Source organism: Vibrio spartinae (assembly GCF_024347135.1).
Classification (GTDB): domain Bacteria; phylum Pseudomonadota; class Gammaproteobacteria; order Enterobacterales; family Vibrionaceae; genus Vibrio; species Vibrio spartinae.
On sequence record NZ_AP024907.1, the window covers coordinates 2,700,755 to 2,714,479 of the forward strand.

At 44.3% G+C, this 13,725-nt stretch carries 15 protein-coding genes, 1 tRNA gene and 1 pseudogene; 12 read left to right on the plus strand and 5 right to left on the minus strand.

Annotation, left to right across the window (positions count from 1 at the left end):
- Positions 1-60: 60 nt before the first annotated feature.
- The 6 genes from OCU60_RS11965 to OCU60_RS11990 all read left to right on the plus strand — a co-directional run bounded on the left by OCU60_RS11965 (position 61) and on the right by OCU60_RS11990 (position 4,795).
- Positions 61-279: a hypothetical protein gene (locus OCU60_RS11965; RefSeq protein WP_074373173.1), complete on the plus strand. Its 219-nt coding sequence runs from the start codon at positions 61-63 to the stop codon at positions 277-279.
- 317 nt (positions 280-596) lie between these two features.
- A complete protein-coding gene (locus tag OCU60_RS11970) occupies positions 597-1,103 on the plus strand; it encodes a glycoside hydrolase family protein (protein WP_205410494.1) in 507 nt (168 codons plus the stop codon).
- A 340-nt stretch (positions 1,104-1,443) separates the two neighbouring features.
- Positions 1,444-1,534: transfer RNA gene (locus OCU60_RS11975), tRNA-Ser, on the plus strand.
- A 79-nt stretch (positions 1,535-1,613) separates the two neighbouring features.
- On the plus strand, positions 1,614-2,174 hold the full coding sequence (locus OCU60_RS11980; RefSeq protein ID WP_235862177.1) for a DUF6538 domain-containing protein: 561 nt from the start codon (positions 1,614-1,616) through the stop codon (positions 2,172-2,174).
- A 129-nt stretch (positions 2,175-2,303) separates the two neighbouring features.
- Positions 2,304-3,119, plus strand: coding sequence for a peptidase C14 (locus OCU60_RS11985; RefSeq protein WP_074373172.1), 816 nt, complete (start codon positions 2,304-2,306; stop codon positions 3,117-3,119).
- A 164-nt stretch (positions 3,120-3,283) separates the two neighbouring features.
- On the plus strand, positions 3,284-4,795 hold the full coding sequence (locus OCU60_RS11990; RefSeq protein ID WP_074373171.1) for a DUF2235 domain-containing protein: 1,512 nt from the start codon (positions 3,284-3,286) through the stop codon (positions 4,793-4,795).
- A gap of 28 nt (positions 4,796-4,823) precedes the next feature.
- Here the strand turns inward: OCU60_RS11990 and OCU60_RS11995 are convergent.
- Both OCU60_RS11995 and OCU60_RS12000 read right to left on the minus strand, forming a co-directional pair.
- A pseudogene (locus OCU60_RS11995) lies at positions 4,824-4,931 on the minus strand (IS481 family transposase); the annotation flags it as partial.
- A gap of 43 nt (positions 4,932-4,974) precedes the next feature.
- Positions 4,975-5,313, minus strand: coding sequence for a DUF2956 family protein (locus tag OCU60_RS12000; RefSeq protein ID WP_074373170.1), 339 nt, complete (start codon positions 5,311-5,313; stop codon positions 4,975-4,977).
- A gap of 707 nt (positions 5,314-6,020) precedes the next feature.
- Here OCU60_RS12000 and OCU60_RS12005 point away from each other — a divergent pair.
- Positions 6,021-6,677: a substrate-binding periplasmic protein gene (locus OCU60_RS12005; RefSeq protein WP_261854723.1), complete on the plus strand. Its 657-nt coding sequence runs from the start codon at positions 6,021-6,023 to the stop codon at positions 6,675-6,677.
- A gap of 303 nt (positions 6,678-6,980) precedes the next feature.
- Here the strand turns inward: OCU60_RS12005 and OCU60_RS12010 are convergent, their stop codons facing one another.
- From OCU60_RS12010 to OCU60_RS12020, 3 genes are all read right to left on the minus strand, one after another.
- Entirely contained in the window at positions 6,981-7,163 is a 183-nt protein-coding gene (locus tag OCU60_RS12010) for a hypothetical protein (protein ID WP_074373166.1), read from the minus strand.
- An 84-nt stretch (positions 7,164-7,247) separates the two neighbouring features.
- Entirely contained in the window at positions 7,248-7,499 is a 252-nt protein-coding gene (locus OCU60_RS12015; RefSeq protein WP_139302118.1) for a hypothetical protein, read from the minus strand.
- 70 nt (positions 7,500-7,569) lie between these two features.
- Positions 7,570-8,469: a LysR family transcriptional regulator gene (locus OCU60_RS12020; RefSeq protein ID WP_074373165.1), complete on the minus strand. Its 900-nt coding sequence runs from the start codon at positions 8,467-8,469 to the stop codon at positions 7,570-7,572.
- 165 nt (positions 8,470-8,634) lie between these two features.
- Here OCU60_RS12020 and OCU60_RS12025 point away from each other — a divergent pair, with 165 nt between their 5' ends.
- The 5 genes from OCU60_RS12025 to OCU60_RS12045 all read left to right on the plus strand — a co-directional run bounded on the left by OCU60_RS12025 (position 8,635) and on the right by OCU60_RS12045 (position 13,658).
- Positions 8,635-9,657, plus strand: a complete 1,023-nt coding sequence (locus OCU60_RS12025) for an amino acid ABC transporter substrate-binding protein (RefSeq protein WP_074373164.1) — start codon at positions 8,635-8,637, stop codon at positions 9,655-9,657.
- Between the two features lie 64 nt (positions 9,658-9,721).
- Entirely contained in the window at positions 9,722-10,873 is a 1,152-nt protein-coding gene (locus OCU60_RS12030) for an amino acid ABC transporter permease (RefSeq protein ID WP_074373163.1), read from the plus strand.
- A 2-nt stretch (positions 10,874-10,875) separates the two neighbouring features.
- Positions 10,876-11,961 (plus strand): amino acid ABC transporter permease, encoded by a 1,086-nt coding sequence (locus OCU60_RS12035; RefSeq protein ID WP_074373162.1) that lies wholly within the window; start codon positions 10,876-10,878, stop codon positions 11,959-11,961.
- A gap of 24 nt (positions 11,962-11,985) precedes the next feature.
- Positions 11,986-12,720 (plus strand): amino acid ABC transporter ATP-binding protein, encoded by a 735-nt coding sequence (locus tag OCU60_RS12040; RefSeq protein WP_074373161.1) that lies wholly within the window; start codon positions 11,986-11,988, stop codon positions 12,718-12,720.
- An 8-nt stretch (positions 12,721-12,728) separates the two neighbouring features.
- Complete coding sequence (locus OCU60_RS12045) at positions 12,729-13,658, plus strand: isoaspartyl peptidase/L-asparaginase family protein (protein WP_074373160.1); 930 nt, start codon at positions 12,729-12,731, stop codon at positions 13,656-13,658.
- Positions 13,659-13,725: the final 67 nt, after the last annotated feature.

Here is a 13,725-nt window from a genome sequence, read left to right on the forward strand (position 1 = left end):
CCCAGTATCGACGCGGGTTAGCCTCATTCAGAGGGCGCGAAATAATCCATGGATCAACCTATGATCCTAAAAATAAAGGATGGAACAAAAAATGAACAGCTCATAAAACCTATGGACCCCCTTTTGCGCCCGTTTCTCTTTTCCTTGTTCTCTATCTCTCTCTTTTTATTAAAGAAGAAAAAGAAAAGAAGAGGAAGACAGCGAGGTTCCGGAAAATGTGACTTATGGAAAAAACAAGCCAATACATGGAAAAAACAGGTCAACTTATGGAAGAAATAAAATTACAAAACCAGTCATAGCAAGGGATTTGCCATTTTATCCCATGGTTCCATAAATCAGCATAAAACTCTGTAACATCCGAATTGACATCACCAGACGGGAAGCCCATCTTCTTTTTCAAGTTCATAGCCTGAACCATGGCACCCATGAACCTTTAGGGGGTGAGGGGGATAGGAGGTACAAGAAGAAAAGGGCGTGTCTTCTGATGCCGGGCGTTCTAAAGATCGGTAACACAGACACTAAACACAACATAGAACGCCCTCTCAGGGGTTTTCTAACGGGAGGAAAATGTACATAGCATGATGAAGGAGATCGCTATGTACAAAGAGATGACGTTCATTGCCGGCTGGCAGGACAAACTGGTAAAGCTGATAGACTACGAAGAAGACTGGCGCTCCCGGCCATATCTGTGCTCAGAAGGATACCCAACGATCGGCTTTGGTTTCCGGATTGGCCCAAAAGATGCGCCTTTGGCCAACTATCAATTCACACTACCGCGAGCCGTTGGAGAAGTCTGGCTTTCGTCTCTATTGAATTCAGTTGCCAGGGAACTCGAACATCATCCGGCACTCAAACCAGTGCTTACAATGTGTAACGAGCCACGGCAAGCAATTCTGTTGTCCATGGCCTACCAGATGGGTGTGAGTTCTCTGGCTCAGTTTAAAAACACGTTATTGGCAATCATGAATGAGGATTGGGATCGTGCCAGCCATGAAATGTTAGATAGCAAATGGGCCCGGCAGACACCGAATCGGGCCCAACGCCATGCTGACCAAATGTTAACCGGATCATGGTCGCCTGAATATAGGATTTCTGGAAATTGAGGTTCCAAAACTGATATATAACTCATTGTTTTTATTGAATCGAATTGAACTAAAATGATCAAGAAAAAACGAACAAAATACACAAATGCAATTATAAATCATATAGTTAAAAAATAAGAATCTGGTCATGGGGTGTCGGGGGTCGGAGGTTCAAATCCTCTCAGTCCGACCATACACCTAAAGGGAAGTTTTCTTATGAAAACTTCCCTTTTTTCATTCCGCTAAGCGTAAAAAAACCGCCCTCATTGATAAAAATCTAATCAAACTCGCATAATACTGATAAAAATCAATTTGAAGTCTTTACAAGCAAAGTAATCATCGTTATGATTTTTGCACTTCAGGAGAGATGGCTGAGTGGTTGAAAGCACCGGTCTTGAAAACCGGCGTACGTTAGTAGCGTACCTAGGGTTCAAATCCCTATCTCTCCGCCACATTCAAGCCCTTGATTTATCAAGGGCTTTTCTCGTTTTAAGACGATCAAATGTCACCTAATACAAGTAGGTGACACATATGTATTTGATTAAATTGAGCAATAACGTGTTTTATACACGTATTTCCACTCCTGTTGCACTACAGACTTCTCTTGGTTATCCAAGAGAGATCCGTCTCTCACTTCTGACTAAACACCGTAGGCTAGCTTCTAAGCGGAATTCTCAACTTTCTGGCGTAATCCACACTTTGTACGAGCAAGCTCTCACTGAGAGGATTCCTTACGCCAGTTTTAAAATGGGCCTCGATGCTAAAGTAGCAAAAGTTCGCCAGCAGTTTACTTCCAACCTTCCCAATGTAGACAACCTACAATCAAATTTCACAGTAGCTAGTATTCAGGTAAAGACGAAAGTTCAACCTGCTCCTGCTCCTGCTCCTGCTCCTGCTCCTGCTCCTGCTCCTGCTCCTGCTCCTGAAATAATTGTAAACAGCAGTATGGTTGGCAAACAAGAACTCATCACCGAGTTAAACAACTTTATTCATAGCAAACGTCTGGAACAAGTAACGCCTTTGACTCTTACGCAGTTGAATCAACGGTGTACTAATTTTTTGGACTATCTAGCCAAGCAGGACATCTGGTAGCATCTAGATGGCCAAATTTTAGTAATGTATTCCGTCATACAATGTTGTTGTCTATTCAGCTTGTAATTGCTTAGTCTGCTATTCTTTCCATTGAACAATTTTAATAATTCAATATATGGAGATATAACAATGCCTGTAACGTCAGATTCTAGAACTTATAAAAAACTTCTCGAAGATTGGTACAGACCTAATAAGTTGAGAGTAATTGCTGAAGGTGATTCCTGGTTTGCCTACCCTAGGAAATATTTACTTTTTGGGGGTGATTCAAATATAATTGATCACCTTGCTGATAATAGTAGATTATTAATCTACAACACCTCTTGTAATGGCGATGAAGCTGTAGATATGGTTTCAGGAGAGCAAAAGTTATCTTTGTTAAAAAGGCTGTCTCATAATGAATTTGATTTATTACTATTTTCTGGGGGAGGTAATGATATCGTTGGACGTTATGATTTCGGATTTTTCATTAGAGAGATGAAACCTGGTAAAACATGGGAGCAGTGCATTAACAAAGATCGTGTAGAAATGAAGCTACAGCAAATAGAAAATACGTATAGAATATTGTGTGAATTGACTCTGGATTACTCCAAAAATCCCAATATTCAAATTATTACGCATACGTATGACTTAGTACAACCAAATAAAAAAGGATTCGAGCTGTTCGATGTTATCCCATTAGGAAGATCATGGGTTTATCCTTATCTGAAGCAGAAGGGTATTACAGATGATAATGATCAGAAAAAAATAGTGACTTATCTTCTTACTCAGTTTAAAGAACGCTTACAGGCTGTTGCTGCTGAATATCCTATTCTTACTGTTGTTAACACTCAAGGTTTATTAAATGACAGTGAGTGGCTCAATGAAATTCATCCTAATTCTAGTGGCTTTGGTAAGGTTGCGGACTGTATATTTGAAAACGCAATTAAATCTCGATTGCCTCAATAACTTGTATGTCATTGTTGTTTGTTCTGTTCAGCTCCGCTCAGCGGAGCTGTTGGTTGAACCCAATGCTCCCCATTACGATTTCAACAATATGATATTTGTCACATATATTCTATATATTACTTCCTAGGCTTATAAGAATTTATTATGAGAACAAGGAGACTGAAATGGCATATCTAATTGTTTGCTGCGATGGTACATGGAACGGTGCCGATAATCGTGATAATGGGGTTTTAGCACCAACCAATATTCGACAGATATTTAACATGCTTCCAGAAAAAAATAGTCAACATACAAGATATCAACCAGGTGTGGGGACAAATGGTCTATTTGATAAATTAGTAGGTGGTGCCTTTGGCTCTGGGGTCTCTCAGGATATTATTGATTGTTATCAATGGATAGCGGATAAATATCAACAAGGGGATAGATTAATTCTCACAGGTTTTAGTCGAGGAGCATTTACTGCCCGTAGTTTAGCTGGGTTGATTTGTCGTTTTGGAATTATTGACTTACATAAGTATGAATCTAATAAATGGAAAAATTTGATTGAGACAGTATATGACGAAGGTTATAGAAAAAAAGAAGATAAAGAGTTTCTTAAGATTCATCACGACATTACATTTATTGAAGATTCTAATATTATCTTTTTCTTAGGTGTATTTGATACGGTAGGAGCGTTGGGTGTTCCTGATGATAAAACCATCGCTGACTGGTTCGACAACCCTAGTAAATATAGATTTCATGATTTACATCTAAGTGATGATGTAATGCATGCTAGGCATGCTGTCTCTATTGACGAAATGCGTGGTAGTTTTTCTCCAACATTATGGGAAGAAGATGCAGTTCATCAACATAATTCAATGAAACAACTATGGTTTCCAGGTGTACACAGTGATATCGGCGGAGGGTATCAGAATGATGGTCTATCGGATATATCTTTGAATTGGATGGTTGATGAACTTAAAGAAGTCGCTTCAGATCTAATTTGGGAAGAATCTATGTTAGCTGATGTTAAACCAAATCCATTGAGTGAAGTTCATGATTCTTATATGGGTCTCATGAAAGTGTTGGTTACAGCTCCTAGAAATATTCCAAATTTTGAAACACAAACTAATCATTTTCACCCATCAGCGATTACACGACATCAGGCTTCACCTCGTAAGCAAGGGGGATATCATTCCACTCACACTTTCTCAGGTGAGCCTGCTACATTAGATATTTATGCGAGATCACCTTGGTACTGGACAGGGATTTATTTGGAGCGTGGACATAATTATCGTTTTACTGCTAAAGGACAGTGGATTGATGGAAATATTCCAGCAGGTCCAAAAGGTTGTAATGATGGAGAATTTCATCCCCGTGAAATTATTCATATGGCAAGTGAAGTTCTAGGGCTAGCTGAAACTGCATATAAATGGTTTTTTGGTAAACCAAGAGCAAATTTTATCGCGACGAAAAGAGTTGAAAGTTCTCCTTATTTCTGTCTGATGGGGGCTATTGCTAATAGCAATAATCCGGGTACAGATGGAACTTATTGTCCGTTAAGGATATTTGAAATTGGTGAAGAAGCTACTTTGAGTGTTAAAGAGTCAGGTTATTTATACTGTTTTGCTAATGATGCATGGGGACATTATGACAATAATCATGGATATGTAACTCTCACTGTAGAGAAAATGTAGTGCTTCTTATACGCATAAGTTGTGTGATTCATAGAGATGGTTTCAATTTTCTTAGCCGAAGATCAAGCTTGTAATTCTGCTCTTGAAACCTCTCTTTCCAAAGCTGGTAGTGCTGTGATACCTCTTCAGACAAAGTCAGATAACTCTGTAACCCTGTCACTTACAACACTAAAACGAAACTATCTCAAAACATAGAATAATAAAAAGCCGATCCATGACACAACTAATAGCGCCCAAGGCAGTGGTGATACCTTTGTTTCAATCTTGGTTTCTACTAATGTCACTGACTCATCGTCTTGGCGCCTAGCCTTTGATTTCGCTTCTTGTTTTTTGGCTTTGTCGGCAGCCCTTGCTTTGACTTTTTGTTGTTTCTTGTAGAGAGCGATGCCTTTCTCAATGCCTTGAGCTATCAGTTGGGTTTCCGCTTTCTTTTGGCCAGGGAGCTGAGTCGCTCTCGCGATATCCATCGCCTCTTCCTTCGTTTTTTGCGAGGGTTCTACTGCTTGTTTCTTACGCATAACTGAATCTTTCCATATCGGACATTAACGCCTTAACAGCACAGACATCCATTCGCTATATTTGGCATATTATGGCAAATTGGGGTCACGGATATTTTATTTAATTAAACGAACAGAATACCAGTATCTATTGGCTCTCTAAAGCCCTCATGACTTCTTTCTCGTTGCAGTATGCAAACCTGCCAAAATAAAACGAACGAGAGGCATCTTTTTTAGAACTTGCTGTTCTCGATATACTTGACCATGAGAGATAAGAGCTATATGTGATGACGTCAGCATTGCTCCGAGACTCCGACCATCCGCAGCTAACCGGCAAGAGCCACGCAGATAATCTACTTACAGCAAGCACGGAGGCGACACACCATCTATGGCCGGGTGGCACCTGATGCCTCTGTTCATGGTCATGAGGGTGTCATCATTTTTATTTGGCCGAATGGCCCCCAATTCTTCAAAAGAGCGGACAGGTCGAGATAATGCTGACTTAAGCCGTGTGCCCCCGGTGATTCGTTTCTCTTCTTACTCTCGGTTGATTTCGAGCTACACTGTACTAGATAGTCACTCGTTTAGTTCTGCTTCGACGGGAGGATGGAAAAATGAGACATAATTGTAATGGGATAAGCTTTTTCCTTCTTGTGCTAACGGTTGTGCTATCCAATAGCTCTGTTGCTGAAACAACCGATTTTTTGACCCACAGTACCCTCGGGAAGGTGTATGTTGACGAAAATGGTGAATTGCGCGGTCTAAAGAATGGTGGCAGACGAGCTTTTAATGTGGAGCTTGTCCGTGAAATGATGCTTCTCGTCAAGCATCCCGTTCAATTTCAGGTCATGCCATTCAAACGTGGACAGATTGAACTCAAGAAGAAAAGAAAGGCTCTATTTAACATCGCAAGAACCAAGCTAAGAGAGAAATTGTATAAGTGGGTTGGCCCGCTTCAAGTTGATAATGTCTATTTCTATGAATCGGTTCATCAAACACCCCTTATCACAGACTTTGAGCAAGCTAAAGAGGTTCCGCGGATCTGCGTTCTTCGGGGAACTTCACAGTACGAAAACCTGCTCGCACAAGGATTTAAGAACGTCTATGACGTCAATGCCTGGAGTGCTTGCCTAAAAATGCTGACAATTGATCGAGTAGACTTAGTGCCTGTCAGTGATTCCTTAATCAGGACAATGATGAGTCAGGCAGAGGTCACCTATGAGCAGATTCGGAAAACATCGGTTTTGGTTCAAAAGAACGCTGGATATATCGCTTTTTCAAAAGACCACTCAGATGATGAGATTGATAAATGGCAACAAGCCTTAGATGAATTGAAACGCTCCGGCAAGTATGATGAACTCGTTCACTTCTATCTACACGAATAGCGTTTTTATCCACTTGCCGATCTTTAGTCAATTCGGTTTATTTACGCTATCTTGAATGTAATTGTATGGTGCGCATTGGGTTTATCGATTGCTGCACGATTCGATGTCCGCGCCCCAGACACTTTTGCCTTGGCCGCAAAAGTGCCCCAAAAGGCCTGTTGATTCGTGGCCGTTGTCCGGGGCGGCTTTTATGAGCAGTCCCTTGCTCAGAAAACCCTCAAAAATCGTCCTGATTTTTGCCCTTGGCTTGTGGGTTTCTTTGATTTGCCACCGAACAGAGGCAGCCACTGCTGCCCCACTCTTTTAATCTTCCCGCAAATATTCCTCTTCTGAAGCGGTAATCAAATTATGCAAAAAAGTCAGCACATGCCAGAGTTCGCAGTAATTGGTGCTGGGGTCGGTACATGAGCCCTGAAGGATCATCAGGTATTGGCGGGCAAGAAGATGTAAAGGTTTATTGGTTTGTTGAAGTTCTGAATTCGGCATGATCGCCCCTCTTGGAAGTTGATGTTTATCATCACCACCAAGAGGTTCGAATCTCTGAAGGTGGTGAGCTGAACAAGGTTCGAACTACCGCACTTCCGAACGGCCAACCAGAGGTTGCCTTGCCAGCCCACCGTAACTTGAGCGAGCTAAGGCTACACATAAAGCGTATGCGATACAAGGCATGGTCTTTATATGCTGGAAGTGAATGTGCGGAGTTCGAATCCCGACACCGGTTTTGTCGGTGCTGGTAAATCGTAATCGCTGTGGGGTTTTGTGGCGATTGGCTAGTTGCCGGATTTTGTGGTGTGTCGGAGAGATTAATACTTGGGGTGACATGGGGTTTTCTGTTTCATGCGAGTGACTTCTCGTTTCGGTGGTGAGGGAAAATAGTTTCCCCCATCCCCCCTCATTTCCCACCTTGCTCAGCGATCGTTTTGGCATGTTCAAATAGCTCATTGATGTAAGGATGCGGGCTTTTGGAATCGGTCAGCCGAACAAGCACTATTTCCAGTGGTTCGCTATATTCCGGCCAAATATGTATCAGTCGGCCGTCATCGATGTATTCCCGGGCAACAGAATACGGAATACAAGCCACGCCGTTGCCGTGTATCGCCATCGGCAACAAAGATTCAGAAATTGTGGATTGAAAAACAACCGAGAGTTTTTTCGCTTGCGGTGTGGCGTTAAACAGCGGCAAAGACAGCTCCAAAAGCTGAGAAGACGGTGCATACGTCAAATGTGGAATCGATGCGTCCTCTAGGGATTCGAGCGGAAACAAAGCCCCACAAACCCAGACCAGCGCATCATCCGCCAATTTTAATACGTCGAATTCATCCGATTCAAAATAGCGTGTCGCTTGGTTGCTTTGATAAAACAGTAAACAATCCGCTCTTTGAGATTGCAACGCAGCCTGATACCCCGTCACTGAACGCACACCGGAATCGATACTACTGACCAGCGGGGTCTCCATGTAACTCAGTATTTGTGTAAACCACTGCGGGAAAAAGTTACAAGCCAAAGTATGCAAAGATGCAAAGACCATCGGGTTCGGCTTATTGGCAACCATCTCTTCACAACGTTCTGCCATTTGCACCATTTCTGCGGCGATGGGATAAAGCCGCTTCCCTTCGGGCGTTAGTTTGACCGGTGTCCGGCTTCGATCAAACAGCTCAACACTAAGATGCTGTTCTAGCTGCTGAATTCTGCGACTAAACGCGGCTTGAGAAGACGCATTTAACTGAGCTGCCAATGAAAATTTTTGGCAATCGGCCAACGTGATAAAGTCCTTCAACCAGCGAACATTCATCTCTCAATTCCTCTATCCTTACATTATCGAAATTTTGCATAAGTCATGCAAAATACAAGACATCAAATGCTTCCCATCAACATAGATAAACGCATAAATTGTCATCGAAGGAAAGGGGATTTTTATTAAAAACCCATAAAAATGTAATAAATAAAAGGATTTATTATGAGACTAAGGTCAATAGCAGTTATTGCATATGGTTTAATTTCAGTTGGTTTTTCAGCTGGTAGTTATGCAAATCTTAAAGACGATGTTATTCAACGAGGCACACTAAAATGTGGTGTTTCAAGTGACAAAATGGGCTTCTCATACATCAATGACCAAGGTAAATGGTCAGGTATGGATGTGGATTACTGCCGTGCGGTCGCAGCGGCTGTGTTAGGTGACCCGAAAAAAGTTGAATACATTACCACGACTTCAAAAAACCGCTTCACATCGCTGGCTTCTGGCGAAATCGATATCCTTTCTCGTTCGACAACCTGGACCGTCTCTCGCGATGCCAAACTGGGCGCAGACTTCACCACAGTCTGGTTTTACGACGGTCAAGGTTTCATGACCCGTAAATCCCTCGGGATTAAATCGGCTGCGGAGTTGAATGGCGCAACGTTTTGTCTGTCTCCGGGGACGACGTCTGAGCATAATCTGGCAGACTACTTCGGTGCTAGAGGGCTGACTTATCGTTCCGTTGTATTTGAAAAGACAGAAGAGCTGTACGCGGCATACCAAAAAGGCCGTTGTGATGCACTCACTAACGATATCACGGGCTTAGCCGCGCGCCGGACCCTATTCAAAGACCCCACCAAACATGTCATTCTCCCTGAAGTGATTTCAAAAGAACCGCTGGGGCCTTACGTCAAACAAGGCGATGACGAATGGCGCGACATTGTCACCATGGTCGGTAACGCGCTTATCGAAGCAGAAGAGTTAAATGTCACACAGCAAAATGCCGCCAAGCTGGCGAAGTCGTCGCCCAAGTCTGTGGTCAAACGCCTGCTCGGTACGGAAGGTAGCCTTGGTACCGATTTAGGTCTCAAACAAGACTGGGCACTGCAAGCGATTCAAGCAACAGGAAACTACGGTGAAATTTTTGCACGCCATGTCGGTGTCAATTCACCCCTGAAATTTGAACGTGGTGCGAATGCGCTGTACACCAATGGCGGTTTAATGTACTCCCCTCCTTTCCGTTAATTCTCTTTAACAGCCAGCCTGCGGTTGCGCGGGCTGACACTTCATGGACAGGTTGGAATTACACATGAAATTGACCAAAGGAACCTTGATAGACTGGGGCCAGCAAGCCTTACTCTTAATCACGGTGATGCTCTTATTTTGGTACTTAGGTACAAACGCTTCTGAAAATATAGCCAAACTCGGCATTACCACTGGCTTTGATTTTCTTGATGAACGTGCGGGTTATGACATCTCGTTTAGCCTGATTGATTACAACCACAATGATACCTACTTAAAAGCCTACTATGTCGGGGTTGCCAACACACTGCTTGTGTCATTTTTAAGCATCATTCTGGCGACCGTTATTGGCTTTATTATCGGTGTCGGTCGCGTATCGAACAACTGGATGGTCAGTCGCCTGTGTCGTTCATATGTGGAATTTGTCCGCAATGTACCTCTCGTGGTTCAGCTCGTTTGGTGGTATGCCATATTTCTAAGCTTACCGGCGGTTCGTAACAGTATTCAACTCGGCGATAATATCTACCTTTCTAACCGTGGCTTGGCGATACCTCACTTATCATTCTCTGGCTGGGGAGGATATATTTTCCTCGCGCTGCTAGCCTCGTGTTGTGTGGCCTTTTGCTATCGAAAAATGGTGATCAAAAAGGTTCAGTGGGTCGGATTTAACCCAGTGTTGTGGCCTCGGTTACTCGCTATCGTTGTGTCGCTCCCCTTGTTGATGGTTCTCATGACTTTAATCTCAGGAAAGGTCGATTACAGCACGCCAGCACTGACCGGATTTAATTTTCAGGGCGGAATGATTGTGATTCCGGAGCTGGTCGCGTTGTGGATTGCACTCTCGGTTTACAGTGCGAGTTACATTGCGGAAATCGTTCGTGGTTGTATTCAGTCAGTCGCCAAAGGTCAGCATGAAGCAGGCAAAGCACTTGGATTTAACGATTCAGCCATCATGTGGAAATTGATTGTGCCACAAGCCATTTATCCGATGGTGCCTCAAATCACCAGTGTCTACCTGAACATCATTAAGAACTCATCATTGGGTGTCGTCATCGGCTTCATGGAACTGGTCTCTTCTACCGGCGGTACCACCTTAAACAATACCGGTCAGGCCATTGAATGCATTCTCATTGTCATGGGAACGTATTGTGTATTTAGTCTGGTGACCAGCTTGTTGATGAACTGGTACAACTCACACGTTGCGGTAGGGAGGAAATAAACATGCAAACTAAAACGACCATGGCATATATTGAACCTCGCCCTGCCATTGAGATGAAAATGGGGTGGAAAGCGTGGTGCCATCAAAACCTGTTCTCTTCAGTATTCAATACCTGTCTCACCATCATCGGCTTACTGTTTGTTGTATGGCTGGTCCCGACCCTGCTGAACTGGTTTATTTTTGATGCCACTTTTGTCGGAACATCCCAAGCAGACTGTGTCTCTGGTGGCGCCTGCTGGCTCCCCGTAGTAAATCGGATCGAGCTGTTTACCTATGGCATGTATCCCGCAGCTCAACAATGGCGTGTCGATGTCGCTTTTGGTTTGGCGGCCATTGCGATACCGATGCTGTACATCCAACGTTTCAACAAACTCGTGATGCTTTGCTATATCGCGGTGTTGCCGTTTGCGATGTGGATGCTGCTTAAGGGTGGAACGTTTGGTTTAGAGACGATCTCGACCACCAAATTCGCCGGCATGATGCTGACGCTGTTTTTGGCTATTTTCGGGATGGTATTTGCCCTGCCGCTTGGGATCTTACTCGCTTTGGGACGACGCTCGAAACGCCCGGTGATTCATTGGCTCAGTATGGCTTACATCGAGTTGGTGCGCTCTGTTCCCGTCATCACCTTGCTGTTTATGGCTTCGCTCATGATTCAGTTGTTCTTGCCACCAGGCCAGCAATTTGATGTGTTATTGCGGGTTGTCGCTGTACTGGTGCTGTTCACTGCGGCATATATGGCTGAGACGATTCGCGGGGGGCTTCAGTCGATCCCTCAGGGACAGTTTGAAGCCGCTCAGGCACTTGGTTTTGGTTACTGGAAAATGATGGGACAAATCATTTTGCCGCAGGTGTTGAAAAACTCGATTCCATCGTTGCTCAATCACTTCGTCGGGATTTTAAAGGAAACGACGCTGGTGATGATCGTTGGTGTATTAGACATTGTCGGCGTGGCATCCAGCACACTTTCAAACGCGAAATGGGTCGGATTAGAAAATGAAATGTACGCATTTCTGGCTGTCTTTTTCTTCATCTGCTGTTTTTCACTCTCTCAATACGCTGCTCATTTAGAACGCCGCTTAAAATAATGCCCCTTTAGGAGAAGTCACTACATGGAAGTCATTAACACCAAAAACTTAAATAAGTGGTACGACTCATATCATGCGCTACGCGATATTAATCTCAGCGTAAAGAAAGGCGAGCGTATTGTTATCTGCGGCCCTTCCGGCTCAGGAAAATCAACGCTGATTCGCTGTATCAACCAGTTGGAAAAACACCAATCAGGTGCGCTCAATGTTTTCGGTCAGGCCGTCAATGACACCCCCAAAGACCTGATCGAACTACGTAAGCAAGTCGGGATGTGTTTTCAATCATTCAACCTGTTTCCTCACCTGACTGTTCTGGAAAACTGCGTATTACCGCAGACGTCAAACTTAGGGACGAAAGAGCCGGTTGCGATTGATAAAGCGTTAAGTTTGCTGAAAAAAGTTAAGATCATCGAGCAAGCCAACAAATACCCAAGCCAACTCTCCGGAGGGCAGCAGCAACGTGTTGCGATTGCCCGTGCACTGTGTATGAATCCTGAAATCATGTTATTTGATGAACCCACCTCAGCGCTCGACCCGGAAATGATCGCTGAAGTGCTTGATGTCATGACCGACCTTGCAAGTGAAGGGATGACCATGCTGTGCGTGACGCATGAAATGGGCTTCGCCCGCAAAGTCGCTGACCGGGTCATTTTTATGGACCAAGGGCAGATCGTTGAAGAAAACAACCCTGAAGCATTTTTCTCTGCGCCCAAATCACCTCGTACGCGCGAGTTTCTTAATCAGCTGATTCACCACTAAGGATGTCTATGTTAAACGAATACTCTATCGCCATTCACGGCGGTGCAGGTGCAATGTCTAAGGGGAAACTAACCCCTGAACAAGAATTAGAAATTACGACTGTCTTAAAAAACATCATTGAGGACGGCTTAGCAAGCCTGAAAGAAGGTGCAAATGCGCTGGATGTCGTGCAAGTTGCCGTCAATATGCTGGAAGATTGCGAGTGGTTTAACGCTGGTAAAGGCGCGGTATTCAATCACGCCGGTAAACATGAACTCGATGCGTCAATCATGTGCGGCAAGACACTTGATGCCGGCGCAGTATCGGGGATACGTTACAGTCCGAATCCGATTAACGTTGCCCGAGCCGTGATGGACGACTCCCCACACGTCTATTTGGGCGGTGAAGGCGCAGAGCAGTTTGTCCGAGATATCGGTTTAGTCGAAGTAGACAATTCTTACTTCTCGACTGAGATGCGCTATCAACAACTTCAGTCGGCCTTGAAAGCGCAAGAAGTCATTCTCGAACCAACGCAGAACGACTACAAATACGGTACTGTCGGTGCAGTTGCGTTTGATCAACACGGCAATCTGGCTGCCGCGACCTCAACCGGTGGTATCACGAACAAGCAATATGGTCGGATTGGCGATTCACCGGTCATTGGCGCCGGGACTTATGCCAACAACCAAACCTGCGCGGTGTCCGCAACAGGCCATGGTGAGCATTTCCTAAAACATGTCGTCGCCCACAATATTTCATCCCGCATGGCATTGGCACACGAAAGCTTAGAGCAAGCCACCAACCATGTTGTATTTAAAGACCTGCTCAGCACTGGCGGCACCGGTGGCGTGATTGCGGTCGATAGCCAAGGCAATATCGCCCTCCCATTCAACACCGAAGGCATGTACCGGGGCTGGGGAGGCTCGAACCAACCTGCACAATCGAAGATTTACCAATAGCAATCGACCGCGCTACAAGGTCAAAATCAAAACGGTTCAATCGACGTCAGGCTTCCCTTAGCTGACG